Consider the following 24016-nt stretch of genomic DNA (forward strand, 5'->3'; position numbering starts at 1 on the left):
GCGTTCGCACTCGGGATCGAACGGCCAGAACGCTAACGATCCTTTCGACGGGCTGTGTGCAGCCCGGGTGATACTCCTGCGCAGATGTCTCATCAGGTGTGTGTGAACGGTGCCCCGGTCAGAGCCCCGGATCGCAGCACCCCTCGCGGCGCATACGGCGGCTCACCTCCAGCCACTCCTCCCCCGCCGCCGTCGGCGGTGCACCGTCCCGCCGCGCGCCGGAAGGGGTGAAGGCGTCGACGAGGTCACCGCTCTCGAAGAGCACGCCGCCCCGCAGGACCGCCTTCGTACGGATCAGCGTGGCGAAGTCGGTGAAGGGGTCGCCGTCGACGACGGTGAGGTCGGCCAGCTTGCCCTCCTGAAGCGTGCCGAGGTCGGCGTCGGCACCGAACACCCGGGCGGGCATCAGGGTCGCGGTGCGCAGCGCCTCGGCGGGTGAGAGTCCGGCGCGATGCAGGGCGCGCAGCGCCAGGTGCAGATGCAGTCCGACCGGGACGAGCGGCTGGTCCGTGCCGAGCGCGATCAGCCCGCCGCCCGCGAGGATCCCCCGGTAGACGTCCATCTCCCGGGCCAGCGTGGCGAGTTGGGCGTCGGTGGGCTCTCGCCCTGCCTGCTCCCGGACGAGCGCGGTGTCCCACGGCGGCATCAGCGCGGTGACCCGGGGGTCGTCCGCGAGCCCGGGGTCGGCGCCGAGGAGGGCCAGCGCGGTGAACGGCGTCGCGACGAGGTGGAAGCCGGCGGCGGTGTAGATCTCCTTCACATCCTGGTAGGAACGCCCGGACGCGGAGGTCGCGTGTCCGAACTCCAGCCGCTGGGTGGCCTGCAAGTGCGTGGTCAGGTCCTGCCCCAGCTGCACACCGGGGGTGCACAGATGGCTGCCGCCGCGCACTCCGAGCCGCTCGTGCCCGAAGTCCGCGGCCTCCTTCATCATCCAGCCCGGGGCGCGGACGTAGGTCTTCACGAAGTCCCAGTCCAGGGCCTGCGCACGGGCCAGCGTACGGTGCAGGCCCTCGCGGGTGCGGTGGGCGCGGCCCATGCTGTAGGCGACGCGCGCCCCGTCGAGGAGTTCGCCGGTGGCCAGCAGCCGGGGCCCGGCGAGCGCACCGGCGGCGACGGCCTCCCGGATGCGGGCCTGTTCGTAGGCGAAGCCGCCCAGCGAGACGGCCGTCGTGATGCCGTAGGCGAGTTGGAGCGCGGTCTGCCGGCCGCCGTAGGTGGTCTGCCAGGGGTGGGTGTGCGCGTCCCACAGTCCCGGGATCACGGTGCGGTCGCTCGCGTCGACCCGGCGGGCGGCCGGGCGGCCGGTGCGGTGCGCGGACACCTCGGCGACCCGGCCGTCGCGGATCACGACATCGACGTCCTCGCGGACCTCGGTGCCCGTGCCGTCCCAGAGGCGGCCCGCGTGCACGACGGTGTCGGCCGGGCGTGGCCGGCGGTAATCCAGCGGAACGCGGACGGTACGGGTCCCGCCGCCGGCGACGTCGAGCAGACGCAGGCGGCCCGCCGAGAGGTAGAGCAGGCTGCGGCCGTCGGCGGACCAGGACGGGTGGTCGGCGGGTTCGTCGGTGAGGCGGCGCGGGTCGCCGTCCGGGGTGCCGTCGGCCCGGACCGGCAGCAGCCACAGCGCCGACTCCGCGACGACGGCCATCCAGCGGCCGTCCGGGGACCACATGGGTCCGGAGTCGTAGCGGTCGGAGAGCGAGGTGTGCGGGGCGAGGGCGTGCAGGGCGGCGGTCCCGGTGGTCGTGTCGACGACGCGGATGAGGTTGTAGCCCTCCCGGAAGCGCTGGTTGAGGCGGTTGCGGTCGCACAGGGCGACGTACCGGCCGTCGGGCGACCAGCTCGGGCGGCCCGGCATCCCGCCCGCGCCGAGCGGTGCGACGAGGACCCGTTCGGCACCGTCGGGCAGGTCGCGCACCACGAGGTTGCCGGTCATGTCCAGGCACGCCAGGCGCGCCCCGTCGGGCGACAGCGCGGCGAAGACACGACCGCCCTCGGCGAGGACGGTCTCCTCACCTGAGCCGAGGTCGCGGCGTCGTACGGCGAACAGTCCGTCGCGGTCGTCGGCGTAGACCAGCCCCGTACCGTCGGGCGTCCAGACCGGCGCCAGCACATAGCGGGTGGAGGGGACCTGGAGCACCTTGCGGGGCCTGCCGCCGCCCGTGGTCCCGGTGGTCCACAGCGCGTTGAGCGCGGCGAACGCGACGCTGCGGCCGTCCGGCGACAGGGCGGGCAGGTGCAGCGCGCGGACCGGACGGGTGCCGCCGCCCTCGAAGTCGTACGCCTTGCCGCGGTAGCGGGGCCGGTCCACGGGGAGCGTGGCGGTGAACGGGATCTCCTCGTCGTCGTCCGGCGTGTCCGGGTCGACCAGGCGGAAGTGGCCGTCGACGGTGAGGAGCAGCCGTTCGCCGTCCGTCCAGCGGGGCGGCGCGGGCAGGACGTCGCCCCGCACGGAGACCGGTTCGCCGTCCACGACGAGGGCGCAGGACGCTGCGGGCGAGGCGGTCGTGCGCAGGTGGGCGAGGCGTCCGGCCGGAGAGACGGCAGGGGTCATGAGCTGGGCGCCGGAGTCGTCGGTGTGCACGGTGGCGACCGGGCCGGAGCCGTCGGCGGCGACCGAGGCGATGGTGGTCGCGCGCAGGGTGCCCGTGGCGGTGACGCCGGCCCGCACGAAGAGCACCCGCTCGCCGTCCGGCGACCATGCCGGGTCGAAGTCCTCCCAGCGGGCGTCCTGCCCGGGTCCCTGTCCGCCGGGGCGCCCGGTGAGCCGGGTCAGACCGCCGGTGCGTACATCGACGACCCAGATGCGGTACGGGGCACCGGTCACGGTGTCGCCGCCGCGTTCGGAGGCGAACGCGATCCGGGTGCCGTCCGGCGACCACGCCGGACCGCGGTCGTCCCACGGCCCGTCGGTGAGCTGCCGCAGCCCGGAGCCGTCCGGCCGCAGCGTCCAGAGGTGGAAGCCCCCGCCGCGGTAGGCACAGACGACGAGCCGGCTCCCGTCGGGCGAGAACTGCGGGCGCGTGGGTTCCAGGCCGGGCGAGGTGAGCGGTACGGCGGTGCCGCCGTGGCGCGGGACGGACCACAGCACGTTCTGGACCTCGGCGACGAGCCGGTCACCGGACGGCGCGAGGGTGGCGGAGCCGCCGGTGGCGGCGGTGAGGGAGAGGGCGGTCGTACCGGAGGCGGCGGCCACGGCCGGCGTGCCGACGGAGGCGAGCGCGGTGGCCGTGGCGGTGGCCTGGAGGAATCTGCGGCGGGAGAGCGGGCCGAGAAGGTGGGCGCCGGAGGCGGCTTCGGTGTCCAAGGGAGCTCCCAGTGCGCGGAGTTGGCTGATCGGACGCGAGAGACCACTGGTGGCAACGTACGTCCCGGGGCCCGGTTACGGGCCGGCGGCGGCACTTCTCGGCCGTTCTTCGCCGAGGCCGGACCGGAAAGCAGCCACGTCGGAGGGGGCCGCGCGAAGTACCCCGGTCCGCCCTGCCCCGGGCACGGCAACCCACCGGGGAAGCGGCGGTCTTCAAGGCCCGCCGGGGCGAAACTTTCGCGTCGTCCCACGGGCCTTTCCCCTGGGTGAGCGGTCGGCACATAGTGAGGGGGCTGTCTGGCGACGGGGGCGTACGACGCCCCGTGAAGGGACGAGATGACGCGCAAGAACGCCCTGGTGGTCCGAGGCGGATGGGAGGGGCATCAGCCGGTCCGGGCCACGGAACTGTTCCTTCCCTTCCTGCGCGCCAACGGGTACGCCGTCCGGGTCGAGGAGTCCACCGACGTCTACGCCGACGCCGACGCGATGGCCGGCACCGACCTCGTCGTGCAGTGCGTGACGATGTCGCAGATCACCGCCGAGCAGCTGGCGGGACTGCGTGCTGCGGTGGAGGCCGGCACCGGACTCACCGGCTGGCACGGCGGGATCGCCGACTCGTACCGGGCCTCCTCCGACTATCTCCACCTGGTGGGCGGACAGTTCGCGACCCACCCGGGCAAGGAGCCGTGCGAGCGCCGGGGCGGCCAGGAGGACAACTACCTGACGCACTCCGTCCGCATCACCGACCTCGGCCGCGAACACCCCGTCACCGCCGGCATCGAGGACTTCGAGCTGCACACCGAGCAGTACTGGGTGCTCCACGACGACCTCATCGACGTACTGGCCACCACGACGCATCCGGTACGGCCGTGGCAGCCCTGGCACCGGCCCGTCAGCTCGCCGGCGGTCTGGACCCGCCGGTGGGGCGCCGGACGCGTCGTCGTGACGACACCGGGGCACAGCCTCGACGTCCTGGAACACCCCGCCGTCCGCACCGTCATCGAGAGGGGCATGCTGTGGGCGACGCGCACCGCGTCGGCATCGTAGGACTCGGCGTCATCTCCGGCGTCTACCTGGACACCCTCGTCGGCCACCCCGCGGTACGTGTCACGGCGGTCGCCGACCTCGACGCCTCCCGTTCGGCGGCGGTCGCGGCGCAGACGCCCGGCGCCCGGGCCATGGGGGTCGAGGAGTTGCTGAGCAGTCCGGACGTGGACACGGTGCTGAACCTCACGGTCCCCGCCGCGCACGCCGAGATCGCCCTCGGCGCGATCGGGCACGGGAAGAACGTCTACGGGGAGAAGCCGCTGGCGGCCGAACTCGCCGACGCGCGAGCGGTGTTGGAGGCGGCCGAGAAGGCGGGTGTCGCCGTCGGCTGTGCGCCGGACACCGTCCTGGGCACCGGCATCCAGACGGCGCGGGCGGCCGTGGCGGCGGGGAGCATCGGGCGCCCCCAGTTCGCGTCGGCCGTGATGGTCACGCCGGGACACGAACGCTGGCACCCGCACCCCGACTTCTACTACACCGCCGGGGGCGGCCCGCTGCTGGACATGGGGCCGTACTACCTCGCGTCCCTGATCCATCTGCTGGGTCCGGTGCGTGCCGTGACCGGGGCGGCGGGCCGGCTGCGCGACGCGCGTGTCATCGGCTCGGGGCCGCGCGCGGGAGAGCGGATTCCGGTCGAGGTCGACACCCACGTCAGCGGGGTGCTGGAGCACGTCGGCGGGACCCTGACGACGATCACGACCAGCTTCGACGGGGTGGCCACGACCGCCAGCCCGATCGAGGTGCACGGCGAGACGGGCACTCTCGCGGTGCCCGATCCGAACCGCTTCGACGGCGAGGTCCGCCTCTTCGCCCTGGGCGACACCCGATGGCGCACGCAGCCGGTCTCGGCGGGCTACGTCGACGGTGCCCGGGGCCTCGGCCTGCTCGACTTCGTCACCGCCGACGCGCACCGGGCACCCCGCGCGAGCGGCGAACTCGCCCTGCACGTCTTGGAGACGATGACCGCACTCCTGCGCTCGGCGATCGAGGGCCGCCGCATCGGCCTGACGACCTCGGCACGGCCGCCCGCCTCCGTACCGCTGACGCCCGCCGGGGATTGGCGGGGCGCCGGCGCCGGCTGACACCGGCTCCGGTCAGTCCACCGGCCAGGTGTGCGCGGCCGCGTTGAGATGCATGTACTCCATGTACGTCCGGGTCATCCGGCGCAGCGCCTCGCCCCGGTCGGAGGTGCCGCCCTTCTCCAGGTGGTGGACCGTCTCGGCCTGCCACAGGGCGCCGTTGCGGCCGGAGACACAGCGCTGCTCGATGATCCCGAGCAGCGGCTCGCGCCAGGCCGCGTCCATGCCGGCGAGTTCCAGACCCCGGTGGGCCTGGGGCAGCAGGCGCCGCAACACCAGTTCCGTGACGGGGACTTCGCCCATGCCGGGCCAGTAGAGGCGGGCGTCGATGCCGTCACGCGCGGCGGTGTGGAGGTTCTCCTCGGCGACGGAGAAGGACATCCGTGTCCAGACCGGCCGGTCGTCGTCGACCAGGGCGCGGGTGAGGCCGTAGTAGAAGGCGCCGTTGGCGATGGTGTCGGCGACGGTGGGGCCGGCGGGCAGGACCCGGTTCTCGATGCGCAGATGGGGGCCGCTGTCGGTGACGGCGTAGACGGGGCGGTTCCAGCGGTAGATCGTGCCGTTGTGCAGGGTCAGTTCGCCGAGCTGCGGGACGCCGCCGCGGTCGTGCTGCTGCTGCGGGTCCTCGTCGTCGCACAGCGGCAGCAGCGCCGGGAAGTAGCGCACGTTCTCCTCGAAGAGGTCGAAGACGCTGGTGATCCAGCGCTCCCCGAACCACACCCGGGGCCGTACGCCCTGCGCCTTGATCTCCACCGGACGGGTGTCCGTGGCCTGCTCGAACAGCGGGACGCGGGTCTCGCGCCAGAGCTCCTTGCCGAAGAGGTACGGCGAGTTCGCCGCGAGGGCGATCTGCACGCCGGCGACCGCCTGGGCCGCGTTCCAGTAGTCGGCGAACTCCCGCGGCGAGACCTGGAGGTGGTACTGGGTGCTGGTGCAGGCGGCCTCGGGGGTGATGGTGTCGGCGTACGTCGACAGGCGCTCCACGCCGTCGACCGTGATCCGCAGGTCCTCGCCCCGCGCGGCGAAGATCTGCTCGTTGAGCAGCCGGTAGCGCGGGTCGCCGGACAGGGCGCCCTCGCCCACGTCGGTCTCCCCCAGCGTCGGCAGGATGCCGATCATGATCAGGTGGGCGCCCACGGCGGAGGCGCGCTCCTCGGCGTGGTTGAGCGCGTCGCGGATGGCCAGCTCCCACGCCCCGGGTCCGCCGGTCGTCAGCTCGCGCGGCGGGATGTTGATCTCCAGGTTGAAACGGCCCAGCTCGCTCGACCAGGCGGGGTCGGCGATGGCCCGCAGGACGTCGGTGTTGCGCATCGCCGGCCGTCCGTCGTCGTCCACCAGGTTCAGCTCGATCTCCAGGCCGACCTGGGGCCGCTCGCTCTCGAAGGTCGACTCGCGCAGCATCTGCGCCAGCACGTCGAGACAGGTGTGCATCTTGTCCCGGTAGCGGCGGCGGTCCTCCCGCGTGAACACCAGGGCCGGCACGTCACGTCCCATCGAGGCCTCCCGAGTTACCTCGGCGGATGTCTCTCGTCCCAGAGTGGCACTTCGGGCGGAACCCGGACAGTCAGAGGACGGTGCCGATGCGCACGGTCCGGCCGGCGGGCCGTCCCGGGCCCGCCCCGAACCCCCTTGCCGCCCGCCGCGCACCCCCCTAGCCTGAGTTTGTGCCGCAAATAAACAAAGCCCGTCAGCACAATGTCGTGCCGGGCACCAGCAGCGACCTCACCCGTCTGCGGATCGCCATCACCGCCTTCTTCGCCCTGGACGGCTTCCTCTTCGCCGGCTGGGTCGTCCGGATCCCCGCCATCAAGCACCAGACCGGCGCCTCCGCCGGCGACCTGGGCCTCGCCCTCCTCGGTGTCTCCGCCGGCGCCGTCCTGACCATGACGCTGACCGGCCGGCTCTGCCGCCGCTACGGCAGCCACCAGGTCACGGTCGCGTGTGCCGTCCTGCTCTCCCTCAGCGTGGCCCTGCCCCCGCTGACCCACTCGGTCCTCGCCCTCGGCGCGGTCCTGCTGATCTTCGGCGCGGCCTACGGCGGGATCAACGTCGCCTTCAACAGCGCGGCCGTGGATCTCGTCACCGCCCTGCGCCGGCCGATCATGCCCAGCTTCCACGCGGCCTTCAGCCTCGGCGGCATGGTGGGCGCGGGCCTCGGCGGACTGGTCGCGGGGGCCCTCTCCCCCACCCGGCACCTGGCGGGCCTCGCCGTCATCGGCCTGCTGGTGACCGCGGTGGCCGGCCGCACACTGCTGCGCCACGAACCGCCGCCCGCCACGAGCCCCGCACCCTCCGTGCCCTCCGCGTCCTCCGTGCCCTCCGCACCCTCCGCGTCCTCCGCGGACGAGAGCACCCGCCGCCCGTGGGGCAGAACCCGCGGCCTGGTGATCGTCTTCGGCCTGATCGCCGCATGCACGGCATACGGCGAGGGCGCCATGGCCGACTGGGGCGCTCTGCACCTCGAACAGGACCTCGACGCCTCGTCCGGCGCCGCCGCCCTCGGCTACTCCTGTTTCGCGCTGGCCATGACCGCGGGCCGGCTCAGCGGCACGGCACTGCTCGAACGGCTCGGCCACGGCCGTACCGTCGTCGCGGGCGGCGCCACCGCCGCGGCCGGGATGCTGCTCGGCTCGCTCGCGCCCAGCCTGTGGGCCGCGCTGCTCGGCTTCGCGGTGACCGGACTCGGCCTGGCCAACCTCTTCCCCGTGGCCATCGAACGCGCGGGCACCCTCGCGGGCCCGAGCGGCGTCGCCACGGCCTCCACCTTCGGCTACGGCGGCATGCTCCTCGGCCCGCCCGCCATCGGCTTCATGGCGGACTGGCTGTCCCTGCCCATCGCCCTGACCAGCGTCGCCCTCCTCGCGTCCGTCGCCACGCTCATCGGGGTCGCGACCCGGCACGCGGTGCCGAACTGACCCTGGCCGCCGGGGCGTCGCGGGCCGGGCGCCTCTTCGGGGCGGGCACATTGTCGGGACGGGCACTCTGTCAGGGCGGGCGCATCCTCGGGGCGGGCACATTGTCCGGGCGGGCCGTGCCACGGATGATGAGCGGATGGCGCGACTCCACGACATCGTCATCGACTGTGCCCGTCCGGCCGCCACCGCCCGCTTCTGGGCCGCCGCGCTCGACGGTTACGCCGTCGCCCCCTACGACGAAGCCGAGCTCGCCCGGCTGCGGGCCAGGGGGATCGCCGGTCCGCAGGACGACCCGACCGTGCTCGTCGAACCCGTCGGCGGCGGCCCCCGCCTGTGGTGTCAGCTCGTCCCGGAGCCCAAGCGCGGCAAGAACCGTCTGCACCTGGACCTGGTCTCGGCCGACCCCGAGACGGAGATCGGGCGGCTCGCCGCACTCGGCGCGACCGTGCGGACCCGCCACGAGGACCACTGGGTGCTGGCCGACCCCGAGGACAACGAGTTCTGCCTGTTCCCCACCTCGTCCTGAGCGCGGTCCTGCGCACCGCCCCGTCCGCCGTCCTGAGAGCCGTCACGCCCGGGTGAGCTCGGCGGCACCGAAGGACACGTCGAACCGGTCGCACCAGATGCTGACGCTGCTGTACCGCGCGAGGTCGACGTCCTGCGGCACGGCGTAGTTCTGGCTGCCCTTGTTGCCCTTGAGCCGCCCGAGGCTGACGTGGGCGCCGTCGTCGAAGACGCGCCAGCCGCCCACCCCTTCCTTCACGGGCGCGTCCGTCAGCCACACGCGCAGGTCGGGGCCGTTGCTGGTGTCCAGGTTCTCCAGCCGTACGACGTGGGAGCCGTCCGCCAGGCGCAGGAGCCTCACCGTGCCCGAGGTCGTGTGCTCGTGGCTGATCAGCTCGCCGCCGGCCAGCGTCCTCGGTCCCGGCGCGGGCGCGGCGGGGGCCGTGGTCCCCGCGGCGGCGGGGGCGGAGGTGCCTGCCGCGGCGGGCAGGGCCTCCTCCACGGTCCTGTCCTGCCAGAGCTTCCACGGCTGGAACCAGTACAGCCCGAGGCCGCCCGCGACGAAGACCAGCACCAGCACGCCGATGCCCAGCGGCCCCCACAGCGCCTTCCGCACGCGCCCCATATCCGTCTCGCTCTCCGGTGGTTGTCCGTCGGTACCCATTCAACGCAGCGCAGGGCCGGCCGTGTACACGCGGCGTGATGACGAAAGTCTTACGTCGTCGTGCACCGGCCCGTCTCCCGTCGACCCCGCTCCATCCGGCACACTCACCCCATGGAGACAGCCGAGTTCGTGCGCACGCTGGACCGTGAGGGCCTGCTGCTGGCCGCGGCCGCCGAGGAGGCGGGGGCGGAGGCCAAGGTGCCGACCTGCCCGCAGTGGCAGGTGCGGGACCTGGTGCGGCACACCGGGATGGTGCACCGCTGGGCGGCGGCGTTCGTGTCCGAGGCGCACACCTCCTACCAGCAGGACGGCGGCCTGCCCGACCTCGACGGGGCGGAGTTGTTCGCGTGGTTCAGGGAGGGCCATCGCCATCTGGTCGACACGCTCTCGGGCGCCGCGGCCGACGTGCGGTGCTGGCACTTCCTGCCCGCCCCGTCGCCGCTCGCGTTCTGGGCCCGCAGGCAGGCGCACGAGACGACCGTGCACCGCTTCGACGCCCAGTCGGCACGCGGTGGTACGCCGGACGAGATCGACTCCGGCTTCGCGGCCGACGGCGTGGAGGAGTTGCTGGGCGGCTTCCACGCCCGGTCCAAGAGCCGCGTCCGCAGCGCCGAGCCGCGGGTGCTGCGGGTGCGGGCGACCGACACGGACGACGCCGTGTGGACCGTACGGCTGTCCCAGGAACCGCCCGTGACCGAGCGGGGCGAGACCGCACGCGCCGACTGCGAGATCTCGGGGCCGGCCGGCCCGCTGTATCTGTCGCTGTGGAACAGGCTGCCCTTCCCGCGGGTGACCGGCGACGCCTCGATCGGCGCGCTGTGGCGGGAGAACTCCGCCGTCACCTGGAGCTGAACCCGCCCCGTAGGCCCGTCAGTTCGTCAGCATCCTGGTCAGCACCGCGCGCTGCAGGGGCAGCACCTCGCCGTGCAGCGTGCGGCCCTTGGCCGTGAGGGCCACCACGACACCGCGCCGGTCCTGCGGACACATGCAGCGCTCCAGGAGGCCGTCCTTCTCCAGCCGGGCGATCAGCCGGGACAGCGCGCTCTGACTGAGGTGGACGCGCTCGGAGATCTCCTGCACCCGCAGCGACGAGCCGCCGCGCGCCGTGCCTCCCGCCAGCACGTCCAGAACCTCGAAGTCGCTCGCGCACAGGCCGTGTTGATGCAGCGCGCGGTCGAGTTCGCACTGGGTGCGCGCATGCAGCGCCAGGATGTCCCGCCACTGGTCCACGAGCGCCTGCTCGGCCTTCTCCGCCGCCATGAGCGCACCGTAGCAGAAAACAGCGATCATTGCAGCCGCATTAAATGCATTTGCATCTCATGCATGCGCATGTAGTGTCCTCGGCATGACCTCTCCGCTCAACTCCCCGGCGGCCGCTCCCTCCACGGCCCGCTGGACGCCCCGGCTGTGGGGCACCCTGCTGGTGCTGTGCGCCGCGATGTTCCTCGACGCCCTGGACGTGTCGATGGTGGGCGTCGCCCTGCCGTCCATCGGCGCCGACCTGGGCCTTTCGACCTCGACCCTGCAATGGATCGTCAGCGGCTACATCCTGGGCTACGGCGGGCTGCTCCTCCTTGGCGGACGCACCGCCGATCTGCTCGGCCGGCGCCAGGTGTTCCTGGTGGCCCTGGGCGTCTTCGCGCTCGCCTCGCTGCTCGGCGGCCTCGTGGACTCGGGACCGCTGCTGATCGCCAGCCGCTTCATCAAGGGCCTGGCCGCGGCGTTCACGGCACCGGCCGGCCTGTCCATCATCACCACGACCTTCGCCGAGGGCCCGGTGCGCAACCGCGCCCTGTCGATCTACACCACCTGCGGCGCCACCGGCTACTCGATGGGCCTCGTCTTCTCCGGCCTGCTCACCGAGGCCAGTTGGCGGCTGACCATGCTGCTGCCCGCGCCGATCGCGCTGATCGCCCTGGCCGTCGGCCTGAAGCTGCTGCCGCGCAGCGACCGCGAGAAGTCCGAGGGCGGCTACGACATCCCCGGCGCCGTCCTCGGCACCGCCTCGATGCTGCTGCTGGTGTTCACCGTCGTCCAGGCTCCCGAGGCCGGCTGGGGCTCGGCCCGCACGATCCTCTCCTTCGTCACGGTCGCCGTCCTGCTCACCGCCTTCGTCCTCGTCGAGCGACGCAGCCCGAGCCCGCTGATCCGGCTGGGCGTGCTGCGCTCCGGAGCCCAGGTGCGGGCACAGCTGGGCGCGTTGACGTTCGTCGGCAGCTACATCGGATTCCAGTTCCTGGTCACGCTGTACATGCAGCAGCTCCTCGGCTGGTCGGCGCTGCACACGGCGCTGGCCTTCCTGCCGGCGGGTGCGCTCGTGGCGCTGTCGGCGACGAAGGTAGGTGCGGTCATCGACCGGTTCGGCACGGCACGGCTGATCGCGGTCGGCTTCGCCCTGATGGTCGCGGGCTATCTGCTCTTCCTGCGCATCGACCTCGACCCGCTGTACGCCGCGGTGATCCTGCCGACGATGCTGCTGGTCGGCTCGGCCTTCGCGCTGACCTTCCCCTCGCTCAACGTCCAGGCCACCAACGGCGTCGACGAGCACGAGCAGGGCATGGTCTCGGGTCTGCTCAACACCTCGGTACAGGTGGGCGGCGCGCTGTTCCTGGCCGTGGTGACGGCGGTCCTGACCGCGAACGCGCCCGAGGCTCCGGCGTCCCCGCAGGCCGTACTGGACAGCTATCTGCCCGCCCTGGTCGTGATCACCGGGATCGCGGTCGCGGGCCTGCTGATCGCCCTGACCGGAGTGCGCACCCGCCGCGCACAGCGGACCGTCGTGGTCGCCAAGTCCACCGCCAAGGAGGCGGAAGCGGAACGCGTGGCGGTCCGCGACTGAGGGGAACGCCTCCGACAGGCGCCCGGCGGAGCCGCTTGCTCCGCCGGGCGCCCCCTGTTTGACTCGAGGGATGGACCATCACGGGGGACGGCGCGGACAGGCCGAGCGGGACGCGATCACCGTCGAGATCGGGTACGCGCTGTTCAGCGCGGCGTTCGCGGCGGCGCTGCTGTTCGCGGCGATCGTCGGGCCGGGGTACGTCTTCGACCTGTCGAAGGGCACCCGCGGCACGCTGGTCGGTGTCGGCACCACGGCCGCTCTCGTGCTGTTCTTCGCCCGCGTCGTCAGCGTCCTGACGCGGTTCCGCCGGGAGTCTCAGCCCAGCCAGCCGGGCCGCACCAATCCCGACTCGTAGGCCAGCACCACCAGTTGCGCCCGGTCGCGGGCACCGAGCTTCACCATGGTGCGGCTGACATGGGTCTTCGCGGTGAGCGGGCTGACCACCAGGCGGCGGGCGATCTCCTCGTTGGACAGGCCGATGCCGACCAGCGCCATCACCTCCCGCTCACGCTCGGTGAGTTCGGTGAGGGTGCCGGCCGCCGCGGGTTCCTTGGAGCGGGCGGCGAACTCGGCGATCAGGCGGCGGGTCACACCGGGTGACAGCAGCGCGTCGCCCTCGACCACGGCCCGTACGGCACGCAGGAGTTCCTCCGGTTCGGTGTCCTTGACCAGGAAGCCGGAGGCGCCCGAGCGGATGGCCTCGAAGACGTACTCGTCGAGTTCGAAGGTGGTGAGCATGACCACCTTCACGTCCGCCAGGGCGTCGTCGTCGGTGATCCGGCGGGTCGCGGCGAGTCCGTCGAGCAGCGGCATCCGGATGTCCATCAGGACGACGTCGGGCCGCAGTTCGCGCACCTTGCGCAGCGCTTCCTCGCCGTCGGCCGCCTCGTCGGCCACCTCGATGTCGGGCTGAGCGTCGAGCAGCGCCCGGAAGCCGGCCCGCACCAGTGACTGGTCGTCGGCGAGCAGTACGCGGATCACCGGTCCTCCTTCGTCTCGGCAGGGGCCTTCAGCGGAAGCACGGCGAGCACCCGGAACCCGCCGTCGTCGCGAGCACCCGCCTCGATCGTGCCACCGAGTGCGGCCGCCCGCTCCCGCATTCCGGCCAACCCGTTGCCGCTGCCGCCCGCGTCGGCGCCGGTCGCGGGTCCGTCGTCGTCGATGCGCAGGCGCAGTGTCGCGCCGTCGCCGTGGTCGAGGCGTACGCGCGCGTGCCGCGATCCGGAGTGGCGTACGACGTTGGTGAGGGCCTCCTGCACGATCCGGAACGCGGCGAGGTCGGTGCCGGGCGCGAGGCGGGGCGGCTCGCCCTCGACCTCGACGTTGAGGCCGGCGCTCGCCGCCTGCTGCACCAGTTCGGGCAGCCGGTCGAGGCCGGGGGCCGGCGCGCGCGGGGCGTCCCCGGGGGTGCGCAGCGTGTCGAGGACCTGGCGGACCTCGCCGAGCGCCTCCTTGCTCTTGGCCTTGATGGTGGTGAGCGCCGTGCGCGCCTGCTCGGGGTCGGTGTCGAGCAGCGCGAGGCCGACTCCGGCCTGGACGTTGATGACGGAGATGCTGTGCGCGAGGACGTCGTGCAGTTCACGCGCGATCCGCAGCCGTTCCTCGTCGGCCCGCCGCCGGGCCGCCTGCGCCCGCTCGACCCGTTCCTTCACCCACTGCTCGCGTCGCGTTCTGGCCAGTTCCGACACCGCCACGATCGCCGCGACCCAGGCGGCGATCACGCCCTCCTGGCCCCAGGGGGCGGCCGGATCACCGGAGGGCGGCAGCCACTGGTACAGCCAGTGGGCCACCAGCACATGACCGATCCAGAGCACTCCGACCGCCGTCCAGGCGGCCTTGCGGTGCCCCATGACGATGGCGTTGAAGCAGGCGACGGCGACGGTGAGGAAGACCGGACCGTAGGGGTATCCGGCGCCGAGGTAGAGCATGGCGGCCGCGGTCGTGCCGAACGCGACGGCCACGGGGTGACGCTTGCGCCACAGCAGCAGCCCGCCGGCCACGAGCAGCAGGACGCGGGCGAAGGGGTCGAGGTCCTCGCGGTCGTGCTGGCCCCGGGCCGCGTAGTTCGAGCCGGCCATCACGAAGAACGTGATCAGCAGAGTGGAGCGCCAGGGCCGGCGCTGAACGCGCGCCTCGCCGTCCTCCCACCGGTTCCACCACGGGGGCCCGTGCCGCCACCACATCGGCGGACCGCCGCGCGGTCCCTGCTGCTCTTCCATGTCCGCCACGCTAGACGCGTCGGCCGCCGGGCGGCGTCACCCGCGCGTGGTGATCACGCCTACTCCCGGCGAAGTACGTCCCCCACCTCCAACTTCCGGACGCGCTGCCCCGCGGTTCACACCAGACCGACCCCGTGGGCGAGCCGGACCGCGGCGTGCCGGAAGAACGGTTCCCTGTCCTCCACGACGCGGTTGAACTGGCCGAACAGCTCGAACCCGACGAGCCCGAAGAGCTGCGCCCAGGCCTCGACGAGGGCGACGGCCGTCGCCGGCGGGAGGTCGGGGGCCAGATCGGCCGCCATGCGCTCGGCCTCGGGGCGCAGTTCGGCGGGCAGGGCCTGCGGTTCGGTGAGGCCGGGTCCCTGGTGGGCGTCGCGGAGGATGCCGATGAGGAGGAGACCGACGCGGGAGGCGGGCGGGACCGTGGTGTCGGGGGCGATGTACCCGGGCACGGGTGAGCCGTAGATCAGCGCGTACTCGTGCGGATGCCGCAGCGCCCACGCGCGGACGGCCTCGGCCACCACCGTCCAGCGCCGGACCGGACCGGCGTCCGCGGCCTCGGCGTGCGCGGCTTCGGCGCTCTCGCCGAGGGAGTCGTAGGCGTCGATGATGAGAGCGGTCAGCAGGTCGTCCCGGCTGGGGAAGTAGCGGTAGAGCGCGGAGGAGACCATGCCGAGTTCGCGGGCCACGGCACGCAGCGACAGTTTGGCCGCGCCCTCGGCGGCGAGCTGTCTGCGGGCCTCGTCCTTGATGGCCGCGGTGACTTCCATCCTGGCGCGGGCGCGGGCGCCCTGTGCGGTGCTGCTCATGTGAGGCAGTCTCCCATGAAAGGAGAGCAGTGCACATAATCGAGAGCACTGCTCTTGCTTTGGATCGACGTTCTCGTGCACACTGCTCTCAAGCGAGAGCAGTGCTCTCTCAACTCATCTCCTGGGGGTCTCCATGTCGTCGCCTTACTACCTCAAGGGCAGTTCGCTGAACGTCCGCTTCAACGGCATCGTCGGCTGGCTGGCCCGGCACGGGCTCAGCATCGCGGGCACGGCGGAGATGTCGGTGCGCGGGCGCAAGAGCGGCAGGATGCAGCGCATCCCGGTCAATCCGCACGTCCACGACGGCGGGCAGTTCCTCGTCTCGGCCCGCGGCCACTCGCAGTGGGTGCGCAACATGCGCGCCGCCGGGGGCGGGGAGCTGCGGGTCGGCCGCAAGGTCCGTGAGTTCACCGCGCAGGAGCTTCCCGACGCGGAGAAGCTCCCGATCCTGCGGACCTATCTGGAGAAGTGGGGCTGGGAGGTCAACCAGTACTTCCAGGGCGTCACCGCGAAGTCCTCCGACGAGGAGATCATCGCCGCCGCCCCCGACCACCCGGTCTTCCGGATCACCGTGCGGAAGTGAGCCGGCCTCCCCCTCAGGTGGTGGCCTCGTCGCCGGCCGGCACCTGGCGGCGGTCCATCGCGGTCAGAGCGCGCTGGGCCATGGGGTGGGCGCGCACGATCTCGCCGAGCGACGTCGACCCGCGGGTGATGTCCATGAACGCCTTCCACGCCGGCCGCAGACCGGTCAGACCCGCGTGGAAGAGCCCGGGACGGCGCTCGAACACCGTCAGCAGGCGCTTGCCCACGCTCATCTCGACGCCGAGTCCCGCCTTGATCGCGAAGGCGTAGTTCAGTGCCTGGCGCCGGGCGTCCACCGCGTCGTGCGCCTCGGCGATCCGCACCGCCCACTCCCCCGCGAGCCGCCCCGAACGCAGCGCGAACGAGATGCCCTCGCGCGTCCACGGCTCCAGCAGTCCCGCCGCGTCGCCGCACACCAGCACACGCCCGCGCGACAGCGGGGAGTCGTCGGCACGGCAGCGGGTCAGGTGCCCGGAGGAGATGCTCGGTTCGAAACCGGCGAGGCCGAGCCGGCCGATGAACTCCTCCAAGTACCGCTTGGTCGCGGCGCCTTCGCCGCGCGCAGAGATGACACCGACCGTGAGCGTGTCGCCCTTGGGGAACACCCAGCCGTAACTGCCCGGGATCGGGCCCCAGTCGATGAGGACCCGGCCCTTCCAGTCCTCGGCGACCGTCTCCGGCACCGGGATCTCCGCCTCCAGGCCGAGATCCACCTGGTCGAGCTTCACCCCGACATGGGCCCCTATGCGGCTCGCGCTGCCGTCCGCGCCGATCACGGCCCGCGCGAGCAGCGTCTCGCCGCCCTGCAGGACGATCGCGACGGAGCGCCGGTCCGGCACCGCCGAGCCGTGCTGCTCGACGCGCTGCACGGTGACGCCGGTCCGCAGCTCGGCACCCGCCTTCTGCGCGTGCTCGACGAGTTGCTGGTCGAACTCGGGCCGGTTGATCAGCCCGAACAGCATCTGCTTGGAGCGGCGGGTACGGGTGAAGCGGCCGTTGTTCGAGAACGTCACCGCGTGCACCCGGTCCCGGAAGGGCAGCTCGAAGCCGGGCGGGAGCGCGTCACGGGAGGGGCCGATGATGCCGCCGCCGCACGTCTTGTAGCGGGGCAGCTCGGCCTTCTCCAGCACCAGTACGCGCCGTCCGGCGACCGCTGCCGCGTACGCGGCCGAGGCCCCCGCCGGTCCCGCACCCACCACGACGACGTCCCACACCTGCTGCACGTCGTCCGCCGAAGAGTTCTCGCTGCTCACGATGGTCTACTGCTCCCGATCAAGCCGCCGCCTGCTGCTGTCCCTCCGCATCCTACGGCGGGCATCGTCGCAGGCCGCTGTGGGAGGATCACAGCACTCACAGGTACAACGTCGCACCCACAAGGAGCGTGCCCATGTCGTCGAATCCGGTCGCCGAGACCGTCGCCTCGCTGATGCCCAGGGCGCGGGCGGAGCTCACCGAACTGGTGGCGTTCAAGTCGGTGGCGGACTTCGACCAGTTCCCGAAGAGCGAGAGCGAGGGAGCGGCCCGCTGGGTCGCCGACGCGCTGCGCGCCGAGGGCTTCGAGGACGTCGCCCTGCTGGACACCCCCGACGGCACGCAGTCGGTGTACGGCTACCTGCCCGGACCCGAGGGCGCGAAGACGGTCCTGCTGTACGCCCACTACGACGTGCAGCCCCCGCTGGACGAGGCCGCCTGGAGCACCCCGCCCTTCGAGCTGACCGAGCGCGACGGCCGCTGGTACGGACGCGGGGCCGCCGACTGCAAGGGCGGCCTGATCATGCACCTGCTGGCACTGCGCGCGCTCAAGGCGAACGGCGGCGTGCCGGTGCACCTGAAGGTGATCGCCGAGGGCTCGGAGGAGATGGGCACGGGCGGTCTGGAGCGCTACGCCGAGGAGCACCCCGACCTGCTGGCGGCCGACACCATCGTGATCGGCGACGCGGGCAACTTCCGTGTCGGGCTGCCGACGGTCACCTCGACCCTGCGGGGCATGACGGCGGTACGCGTGCAGATCGACACGCTCGAAGGCAATCTGCACTCCGGCCAGTTCGGCGGCGCCGCCCCGGACGCGCTCGGCGCGCTGATCCGTGTCCTGGACTCGCTGCGCGCCGAGGACGGTTCGACGACGGTGGACGGGCTGACCGGCGGGTCGTCGTGGCAGGGCCTCCAGTACGACGAGCAGCAGTTCCGTGACGACGCCAGGGTCCTCGACGGCGTCGAACTGATCGGCTCGGGCACGGTCGCCGACCGCATCTGGGCGCGCCCCGCCGTGACGGTCCTCGGCATCGACTGCCCGCCGGTCGTCGGCGCCACCCCGTCGGTGCAGTCGAGCGCGCGTGCCCTGCTGAGCCTGCGGGTGCCGCCGGGCGTGGACGCGGCCGACGCGACCAAGCTGCTCCAGGCCCACCTGGAGAACCACACGCCGTGGGGCGCCCGGGTGCGCACCGAGCAGACCGGCCAGGGCCAGCCGTTCCGCGCCGACACCGGCAGCCCCGCGTACCAGGCGATGGCGGACGCGATGGCGGTGGCGTACCCCGGTCAGGAGATGCAGTACGCGGGTCAGGGCGGCTCGATCCCGCTGTGCAACACCCTCGCCGCCCTCTACCCGGACGCGGAGATCCTGCTGATCGGCCTGAGCGAGCCGGAGGCGCAGATCCACGCCGTGAACGAGAGCGTGTCCCCGCAGGAGCTGGAGCGGCTGTCGGTCGCCGAGGCGCTGTTCCTGGTGAATTACGCGGCGAGTTGAGGGCGGGGGCGGTGAGGACGGGTGCGTGCCCGCACCCGACTCCTCACCGCCCGCACCGACCTCGCCGCAGGCTGACGCCGTTCCCCGGCGCCGAGCCGCGGATCGCTCAGGAAGGCGCCGGAATGCCCGCCTCCAGATAGAGCGCGGCCCCGCGTTCACGTGCCCGCAGCGCCCAGCGCAGCCGTTCGTAGCGCACCGGCGGCAGCAGTTCGGCGGCCTCCTCCTCGGTCACGAAGCGCCAGTCGCGCAGCTCGGGACCGGGCAGCAGCAGGCGTGCGGCCTCCTCGGAGTCCAGCCGGCCACCGTCGAAGAGCAGCCGCAGACCGCCGTAGCCGGGTGGCACGGGCCGCTCCCAGTCCACGACCAGGAGCCGCGGTATGTCGTCGAGCCGTATCCCCGTCTCCTCGGCGACCTCGCGCATGCCCGCCCGCGCGGGTGCCTCGCCGCGCTCGACGACACCTCCGGGGAACTCCCAGCCCGCCTTGTACGTGGGGTCCACGAGCAGCACCCGGTCCTGCTCGTCGAAGAGGAGGACGCCCGCGGCGACGGTCTCGGCGGTGGGCTCGGGCGTCTGCACGATGTCGCAGACGGGAACCGTCCCGTCACCGACCGCCTCGGCGATCCGGACAGCGGTCTCGTACGGCGTCAGGCCGCTGTTGTCGACCGGATGGGCGTCGGCGGTGAGCCAGGAGGCGAGCGCGGCGCGATAGGGCTCTATGCGGTCGTACGACCACTGCCGGATCCGTATCTCGCCGTCCGGCAGCTCCGGCGGGAGTTCCCGACCCGCTATTCGCTCCCGCAGGATCGTTTCCGCCGGGGCGAGGAGCACATGCTGGACGGTGATGCGGCGGGCGGCGAGACCGCCGAAGATCTCGTCGCGGTACTCCTGGCGCAGCAGCGTCATCGGGACCACGAGGGTCCCACCGAGCTCGGCGTGCAGGGCGGCGGCCGTGTCGATCACCAGACGGCGCCAGATCGGCAGGTCCTGGAAGTCACCGACCTCGGTGAGGTGTTTGGGCGGGAGCAGGTGGGTGAGAGCTCCGCCGATGACCTCGGGGTCGAAGAGCGTGCTGTTCGGGATCAGCTCGATCAGTTCCCGTGCGGTGGTGGTCTTCCCCGCACCGAAAGCGCCGTTGATCCAGACGATCACGTTTCCCCCTCTTCTATTGGCCCCCTGTGGCTTGCCCGCTCCACCCTGCCACGGAAACCAGCTCTCGTAGAGGGCGCATGACAACGGCGCCGTAGCCCCCTCGGATGCGGGGCGGCGGCGCCGTGCGGTCGGGTCGGCGGGCTCGTCAGCCCTTCTTTCCGGGCTTCCCGTGCGGGGCGTCGTTCACGGCCCGGTCCGTCTCGCGGTTGATCGCCTTGCCGAAGGTGTCCAGCGCCTGGTCCACGTTGACCCCGGCGAGCTTGGTCGTGCCGGTGGTGCCGAGGCCGCCGAGCTTCTTGCCGCTCATGTCCAGGCCGGCGGCCTTGAGCTGACCACCGGTGGTGCCGGGCAGTCCGGCCGAAGGGGACCCGGTGCCGGAGGTGCCCGAGTTCTCGACCGAGTGGGACGGGGTGACCGCCGCGACGACGAATCCGGTGGCCAGGGAGGCGATGGCGAGCATGCTGCGCTTCTTCATGACCGGTTCAACTGTGAAACGGCCCCGGAGTCACGCTCCGCCTCAGGACGAACCGGACACCAGCGCGCCCTCGGCCCCGGCCCGGCCCCGGTCGCCGCGCCGCCGTCGTACGAGATCCCGGGCCGCTTCCGGCCAGCCGGCGTACTCGAAGCCGAACCCCTCGGCGAGCAGCCGGCCCGGCACGACACGGCGGCTCTTCAGCAGCAGTTCGGTGTCCGAGCGCAGGGCGAAGGCGCCGAGTTCGGCCATCGCCCTGGTCGCGGGCAGGCCCACGGGGACACCCCAGGCCGAGCGCAGCTCCCGCATGAACGCGCGCTGCGGCAGGGGCCCCGGAGCGGCGAGGTTCACCGGTCCGCGCAGGTCCTCCCGCTCGACCAGGAACTCCACCGCGCGGACGAAGTCGCGGTCGTGGATCCAGGAGACGTACTGCCCGCCCCCCGCGACGGGGCCGCCGAGCCCCAGCCGCGCGAGCCGCAGCAGGACGTCGAAGACGCCGCCGCGGTCGGGGCTCATGACCATCGCGGAGCGCAGGGCGACCTTCCGGGTCCGCGGCGTGTCGGCCACCTCCTGCGCCCGCTCCCAGGCCCTGGCGATCTCGACGCTGTAGGACCAGTAGTCCGGCACATCGGGCTCGGCGCCCCCGATGACACCGGTGGCCTCGTCGTTCGGGGCGTCGAAGCGGTGGGCGTAGACGGTGGCCGTGCTCATCTGGAGCCAGACCCCCGGCGGCCGGGCGGCAGCGGCGATCGCCTCGCCCACGATCTCCGTCGAGTGCACCCGCGAATCCATCATGGCCCGCAGATTGGCCTGGGTGTAGCGGCAGCTCACACTGCGCCCGGCGAGGTTGATCACGACATCACTGCCGTCGATCTCCCCGGCCCACGGACCCCACGTCCGCCCGTCCCACGCGACCTCGCGCTCGCGCGTGGGCCGTCTGGTCAGGACGACGACCTCATGGCCCGCCGCGGTCAGCACGCGGTTCAGGATCGTGCCCACCTGCCCGGTTCCCCCGGGAATCACTATCTTCATCGGCTCCCCCTCGGTAGGGAGCGAGCCTATCGCAGAGTGTTGAACATGTTCAAAAAGCGGGCCGTCGAGAATGCGCCACGCACACAGGTTCCGCTACGCACCACTTTCCAACACACTCCGACAGGTTCTACCGTGAGCGAACTATGACGCGTACATGTCGTTGTCGCGTCATCCCGATACCGCTGGTTCGGAGGAACGTAACGATGCGTCACCTTCACACCCGCACAACCCGAAGAAGACTGCTCGGCGCGCTCGCGGCGGGGCTGCTGTGCGTGACCGGACTCGCCGTCCCGACGGCCGGCGCGGCACCCGCCGCCGCCCCGGTGGACGCCGTGGGCGCCGTGGAAGCCGTGGACGCCGCATCCGCCGTGGACGACGGTCTCGCGCTCACCCCGCCGATGGGCTTCAACAACTGGAACTCGACCCACTGCCGGGCCGAGTTCAACGAGGCCATGGTCAAGGGGATCGCTGACCTCTTCGTCGAGAGGGGCCTCAAGGACGCCGGATACGAGTACGTCAACCTCGACGACTGCTGGGCACTGCCCAGCCGGGACGCGAACGGCAAGCTCGTGCCCGACCCGGTCCGCTTCCCGGGCGGGATCAAGGCGGTCGCGGACTACGTGCACGCCAAGGGCCTGAAGCTCGGTATCTACACGAGCGCGGGCACGAAGACCTGCAACACCGCCGGCTTCCCCGGCGCCCTCGGTCATGAGTACAGCGACGCCCAGCAGTTCGCGGACTGGGGCGTGGACTACCTCAAGTACGACAACTGCAACAACCAGGGCGTGGACGCCAAGCAGCGCTACACCACCATGCGCGACGCGCTCGCGGCCACCGGCCGCCCGATCGTCTACAGCATCTGCGAGTGGGGCGAGAACAAGCCCTGGGAATGGGCCGCCGACGTCGGCCACCTGTGGCGCACGACCGGTGACATCAGCGACAACTGGGGCTCGATGCTGTCGATCCTCAAGCAGAACCTGCCGCTCGCGCCGCACGCCGGCCCCGGGCGGTGGAACGACCCGGACATGCTGGAGGTCGGCAACGGCGGCATGACGGACACCGAGTACCGCTCGCACTTCTCGATGTGGTCGATCATGGCGGCGCCCCTGCTGATCGGCTCCGATCTGCGGTCGGCCTCCGAGGAGACCTTCGAGATCCTCGGCAACCGCGAGGTCATCGCGGTCGACCAGGACCCGCTGGGCAAGCAGGGCGCTGTGGTCTCCTCCGAGGGCGGACGCTGGGTCGTCGCCAAGGAGATGCGGGACGGCAGTCGTGCGGTTGCGCTGTTCAACGAGTCCGGCACCGCCCAGCGGATCACCACGAGCGCGTCGGCGGTCGGCCTTCCCGCCGCCGACGGGTACACGATGCGCGACCTGTGGCAGCACCGCAGTTACAACACCGCGGGCACGATCTCCGCGACCGTCCCCGCGCACGGCACGGTCCTGGTCCGCGTGCACGCCGACGGCCGGTGGGCGCAGCACCCGCCCGCCGTCGAACTCGGCCTGGAGGGTGGTCCGTTGGTCGAGGCGGGCCGGACGGTGGTGCTGACGTCGACGGTCACCGACCTCGGGCGTACGGCCGCCAGGTCTGTGTCCGTGACGCTGCGCGGGCCCGAGGGCTGGTCCGTCAAGGCGACGTCGCCGACCACCTCGCCCACGCTTCCGACCGGGCGGTCCCTGCGTACCAAGTGGGCGGTCAGGGCGCCGGCGGGGACGCCCGTGGGGGCGTACGGTCTGACGCTCAGGGCGAGTTACCGCTCGCCGACCGGCGTGCGTGTGGACAGCGCGCTGCCGCTGAGCGCGACCGTGGTGGCGCCACCGCCTTCGGGGACGTCGGAGCTCGGTGACCTCACCTGGCTGTCGGCCACGAATGGGTGGGGTCCGGTCGAGCGCGACACCAGCAACGGTGAGAGCGACGCCGGTGACGGCCATCCGATCACCATCGGGGGCGTCGTGTACGGCACGGGGCTCGGTGTGCACGCCGAGAGCGCGGTCGAGTACTACGCCGGCGGGGCGTGCGAGACGGTGACCGCGCAGGTCGGGGTCGACGACGAGGAGGGCGCGGACGGCACCGTCGCCTTCGAGATCTGGGCGGACGGTGCCAAGGCCGCCTCGACCGGGGTCCTCACCAACGCGATGCCGGCCCAGCCGCTCACGGCCGACGTGACCGGCGCCCGGGTCGTCCGACTGGTCGCCACCGACGGCGACGACGGCATCACGTCGGACCACGGGGACTGGGCGGAGGCTCGGTTGATCTGCTGAGCGTTGCGCGAGGGGGCGGGATGCCTGCGGCGCCTGTGCGGGTCCGGTGTCGGCTCGTGCAACGTCCGCGGGTGGAGGCGGGATGCCTGCGGCGGCCTGTACGGGTCCGGTGTCGGCTCGTGCAACGTCCGCGGGTGGAGGGGCGGGATGCCTGCGGCGGCCTGTGCGGGTCCGGTGTCGGCTTGCGCAGCGTCCGCGGGTGGAGGGGCGGGATGCCTGCGGCGGCCTGTACGGGTCCGGTGTCGGCTCGTGCAACGTCCGCGCGTGGAGGGGCGGGATGCCTGCGGCGGCCTGTGCGGGTTCGGTGTCGGCTTGTGTAGCGCCTGCGGTGGGGGGTGGGTCGGGGCCGCGGCGGGGGGGGGGGGGGGAAGGGGGGGGGGGGGGCGGGGGGGG

At 72.5% G+C, this 24016-nt stretch carries 21 protein-coding genes; 10 read left to right on the top strand and 11 right to left on the bottom strand.

Annotation, left to right across the window (positions count from 1 at the left end; all coding sequences use genetic code 11):
• Positions 1 to 118: 118 nt before the first annotated feature.
• On the bottom strand, positions 119 to 3307 hold the full coding sequence (locus ACGFW6_RS36095) for an amidohydrolase family protein (protein WP_393519802.1): 3189 nt from the start codon (positions 3305 to 3307) through the stop codon (positions 119 to 121).
• Between the two features lie 336 nt (positions 3308 to 3643).
• On the opposite strand from ACGFW6_RS36095, the gene ACGFW6_RS36100 reads away from it, so the two are divergent.
• Both ACGFW6_RS36100 and ACGFW6_RS36105 read left to right on the top strand, forming a co-directional pair.
• A complete protein-coding gene (locus ACGFW6_RS36100; protein WP_393519805.1) occupies positions 3644 to 4354 on the top strand; it encodes a ThuA domain-containing protein in 711 nt (236 codons plus the stop codon).
• Positions 4324 to 5436 (top strand): Gfo/Idh/MocA family protein, encoded by a 1113-nt coding sequence (locus ACGFW6_RS36105; RefSeq protein ID WP_393519808.1) that lies wholly within the window; start codon positions 4324 to 4326, stop codon positions 5434 to 5436. The genes ACGFW6_RS36100 and ACGFW6_RS36105 overlap by 31 nt, the downstream gene beginning before the upstream one ends.
• A gap of 12 nt (positions 5437 to 5448) precedes the next feature.
• On the opposite strand, the gene ACGFW6_RS36110 is transcribed toward ACGFW6_RS36105, so the two are convergent.
• Positions 5449 to 6927 (bottom strand): glutamate-cysteine ligase family protein, encoded by a 1479-nt coding sequence (locus tag ACGFW6_RS36110; RefSeq protein ID WP_393519811.1) that lies wholly within the window; start codon positions 6925 to 6927, stop codon positions 5449 to 5451.
• A gap of 206 nt (positions 6928 to 7133) precedes the next feature.
• On the opposite strand from ACGFW6_RS36110, the gene ACGFW6_RS36115 reads away from it, so the two are divergent.
• Together ACGFW6_RS36115 and ACGFW6_RS36120 are read left to right on the top strand one after the other, a co-directional pair.
• Positions 7134 to 8348, top strand: a complete 1215-nt coding sequence (locus tag ACGFW6_RS36115; RefSeq protein ID WP_393519814.1) for an MFS transporter — start codon at positions 7134 to 7136, stop codon at positions 8346 to 8348.
• Between the two features lie 136 nt (positions 8349 to 8484).
• On the top strand, positions 8485 to 8874 hold the full coding sequence (locus tag ACGFW6_RS36120) for a VOC family protein (RefSeq protein WP_393519817.1): 390 nt from the start codon (positions 8485 to 8487) through the stop codon (positions 8872 to 8874).
• 42 nt (positions 8875 to 8916) lie between these two features.
• Here ACGFW6_RS36120 and ACGFW6_RS36125 read toward each other — a convergent pair whose 3' ends face one another.
• Positions 8917 to 9477: a DM13 domain-containing protein gene (locus tag ACGFW6_RS36125; protein ID WP_393519870.1), complete on the bottom strand. Its 561-nt coding sequence runs from the start codon at positions 9475 to 9477 to the stop codon at positions 8917 to 8919.
• 150 nt (positions 9478 to 9627) lie between these two features.
• On the opposite strand from ACGFW6_RS36125, the gene ACGFW6_RS36130 reads away from it, so the two are divergent.
• A complete protein-coding gene (locus ACGFW6_RS36130; protein ID WP_393519819.1) occupies positions 9628 to 10368 on the top strand; it encodes a maleylpyruvate isomerase family mycothiol-dependent enzyme in 741 nt (246 codons plus the stop codon).
• 18 nt (positions 10369 to 10386) lie between these two features.
• Here ACGFW6_RS36130 and ACGFW6_RS36135 read toward each other — a convergent pair whose 3' ends face one another.
• Positions 10387 to 10776 (bottom strand): MarR family winged helix-turn-helix transcriptional regulator, encoded by a 390-nt coding sequence (locus ACGFW6_RS36135; protein WP_393519822.1) that lies wholly within the window; start codon positions 10774 to 10776, stop codon positions 10387 to 10389.
• 85 nt (positions 10777 to 10861) lie between these two features.
• Between ACGFW6_RS36135 and ACGFW6_RS36140 the strand changes: the two genes are divergently transcribed.
• Entirely contained in the window at positions 10862 to 12355 is a 1494-nt protein-coding gene (locus ACGFW6_RS36140; RefSeq protein WP_393519825.1) for an MFS transporter, read from the top strand.
• A gap of 70 nt (positions 12356 to 12425) precedes the next feature.
• Entirely contained in the window at positions 12426 to 12710 is a 285-nt protein-coding gene (locus ACGFW6_RS36145) for a DUF6332 family protein (RefSeq protein ID WP_393519828.1), read from the top strand.
• Here ACGFW6_RS36145 and ACGFW6_RS36150 read toward each other — a convergent pair.
• The 3 genes from ACGFW6_RS36150 to ACGFW6_RS36160 form a co-directional block, all read right to left on the bottom strand.
• A complete protein-coding gene (locus ACGFW6_RS36150; protein ID WP_393519831.1) occupies positions 12671 to 13336 on the bottom strand; it encodes a response regulator in 666 nt (221 codons plus the stop codon). The genes ACGFW6_RS36145 and ACGFW6_RS36150 overlap by 40 nt on opposite strands.
• On the bottom strand, positions 13333 to 14574 hold the full coding sequence (locus tag ACGFW6_RS36155) for a sensor histidine kinase (protein WP_393519834.1): 1242 nt from the start codon (positions 14572 to 14574) through the stop codon (positions 13333 to 13335). The genes ACGFW6_RS36150 and ACGFW6_RS36155 overlap by 4 nt, the downstream gene beginning before the upstream one ends.
• 116 nt (positions 14575 to 14690) lie before the next feature.
• Positions 14691 to 15383, bottom strand: a complete 693-nt coding sequence (locus tag ACGFW6_RS36160; protein ID WP_393519837.1) for a TetR/AcrR family transcriptional regulator — start codon at positions 15381 to 15383, stop codon at positions 14691 to 14693.
• A 133-nt stretch (positions 15384 to 15516) separates the two neighbouring features.
• Between ACGFW6_RS36160 and ACGFW6_RS36165 the strand changes: the two genes are divergently transcribed.
• A complete protein-coding gene (locus ACGFW6_RS36165) occupies positions 15517 to 15966 on the top strand; it encodes a nitroreductase family deazaflavin-dependent oxidoreductase (protein ID WP_393519840.1) in 450 nt (149 codons plus the stop codon).
• Positions 15967 to 15979: 13 nt separating this feature from the next.
• On the opposite strand, the gene ACGFW6_RS36170 is transcribed toward ACGFW6_RS36165, so the two are convergent.
• A complete protein-coding gene (locus ACGFW6_RS36170; protein ID WP_393519843.1) occupies positions 15980 to 17218 on the bottom strand; it encodes a geranylgeranyl reductase family protein in 1239 nt (412 codons plus the stop codon).
• A 134-nt stretch (positions 17219 to 17352) separates the two neighbouring features.
• On the opposite strand from ACGFW6_RS36170, the gene ACGFW6_RS36175 reads away from it, so the two are divergent.
• Positions 17353 to 18708 (top strand): dipeptidase, encoded by a 1356-nt coding sequence (locus ACGFW6_RS36175; RefSeq protein ID WP_393519846.1) that lies wholly within the window; start codon positions 17353 to 17355, stop codon positions 18706 to 18708.
• 106 nt (positions 18709 to 18814) lie between these two features.
• Here the strand turns inward: ACGFW6_RS36175 and ACGFW6_RS36180 are convergent, their stop codons facing one another.
• The 3 genes from ACGFW6_RS36180 to ACGFW6_RS36190 all read right to left on the bottom strand — a co-directional run bounded on the left by ACGFW6_RS36180 (position 18815) and on the right by ACGFW6_RS36190 (position 21362).
• Entirely contained in the window at positions 18815 to 19858 is a 1044-nt protein-coding gene (locus tag ACGFW6_RS36180) for an NUDIX domain-containing protein (protein WP_393519849.1), read from the bottom strand.
• 145 nt (positions 19859 to 20003) lie between these two features.
• Entirely contained in the window at positions 20004 to 20333 is a 330-nt protein-coding gene (locus tag ACGFW6_RS36185; RefSeq protein WP_393519852.1) for a hypothetical protein, read from the bottom strand.
• A 42-nt stretch (positions 20334 to 20375) separates the two neighbouring features.
• Complete coding sequence (locus tag ACGFW6_RS36190; RefSeq protein WP_393519855.1) at positions 20376 to 21362, bottom strand: TIGR01777 family oxidoreductase; 987 nt, start codon at positions 21360 to 21362, stop codon at positions 20376 to 20378.
• A gap of 203 nt (positions 21363 to 21565) precedes the next feature.
• On the opposite strand from ACGFW6_RS36190, the gene ACGFW6_RS36195 reads away from it, so the two are divergent.
• A complete protein-coding gene (locus ACGFW6_RS36195) occupies positions 21566 to 23623 on the top strand; it encodes an NPCBM/NEW2 domain-containing protein (protein ID WP_393519858.1) in 2058 nt (685 codons plus the stop codon).
• Positions 23624 to 24016 lie beyond the last annotated feature (393 nt).

It is taken from the genome of Streptomyces sp. Y7 (assembly GCF_043195415.1).
GTDB lineage: Bacteria > Actinomycetota > Actinomycetes > Streptomycetales > Streptomycetaceae > Streptomyces.

What these genes read in the sequence shown, in the direction of transcription:
- ACGFW6_RS36100 (WP_393519805.1), top strand. Translation starts at nt 3,644, where the DNA reads ATGACGCGCAAGAACGCCCTGGTGGTCCGAGGCGGATGGGAGGGGCAT.
- ACGFW6_RS36110 (WP_393519811.1), bottom strand. Translation starts at nt 6,927, where the DNA reads ATGGGACGTGACGTGCCGGCCCTGGTGTTCACGCGGGAGGACCGCCGC.
- ACGFW6_RS36120 (WP_393519817.1), top strand. Translation starts at nt 8,485, where the DNA reads ATGGCGCGACTCCACGACATCGTCATCGACTGTGCCCGTCCGGCCGCC.
- ACGFW6_RS36125 (WP_393519870.1), bottom strand. Translation starts at nt 9,477, where the DNA reads ATGGGGCGCGTGCGGAAGGCGCTGTGGGGGCCGCTGGGCATCGGCGTG.
- ACGFW6_RS36130 (WP_393519819.1), top strand. Translation starts at nt 9,628, where the DNA reads ATGGAGACAGCCGAGTTCGTGCGCACGCTGGACCGTGAGGGCCTGCTG.
- ACGFW6_RS36135 (WP_393519822.1), bottom strand. Translation starts at nt 10,776, where the DNA reads ATGGCGGCGGAGAAGGCCGAGCAGGCGCTCGTGGACCAGTGGCGGGAC.
- ACGFW6_RS36140 (WP_393519825.1), top strand. Translation starts at nt 10,862, where the DNA reads ATGACCTCTCCGCTCAACTCCCCGGCGGCCGCTCCCTCCACGGCCCGC.
- ACGFW6_RS36145 (WP_393519828.1), top strand. Translation starts at nt 12,426, where the DNA reads ATGGACCATCACGGGGGACGGCGCGGACAGGCCGAGCGGGACGCGATC.
- ACGFW6_RS36155 (WP_393519834.1), bottom strand. Translation starts at nt 14,574, where the DNA reads ATGGAAGAGCAGCAGGGACCGCGCGGCGGTCCGCCGATGTGGTGGCGG.
- ACGFW6_RS36160 (WP_393519837.1), bottom strand. Translation starts at nt 15,383, where the DNA reads ATGAGCAGCACCGCACAGGGCGCCCGCGCCCGCGCCAGGATGGAAGTC.
- ACGFW6_RS36165 (WP_393519840.1), top strand. Translation starts at nt 15,517, where the DNA reads ATGTCGTCGCCTTACTACCTCAAGGGCAGTTCGCTGAACGTCCGCTTC.
- ACGFW6_RS36175 (WP_393519846.1), top strand. Translation starts at nt 17,353, where the DNA reads ATGTCGTCGAATCCGGTCGCCGAGACCGTCGCCTCGCTGATGCCCAGG.
- ACGFW6_RS36185 (WP_393519852.1), bottom strand. Translation starts at nt 20,333, where the DNA reads ATGAAGAAGCGCAGCATGCTCGCCATCGCCTCCCTGGCCACCGGATTC.
- ACGFW6_RS36190 (WP_393519855.1), bottom strand. Translation starts at nt 21,362, where the DNA reads ATGAAGATAGTGATTCCCGGGGGAACCGGGCAGGTGGGCACGATCCTG.
- ACGFW6_RS36195 (WP_393519858.1), top strand. Translation starts at nt 21,566, where the DNA reads ATGCGTCACCTTCACACCCGCACAACCCGAAGAAGACTGCTCGGCGCG.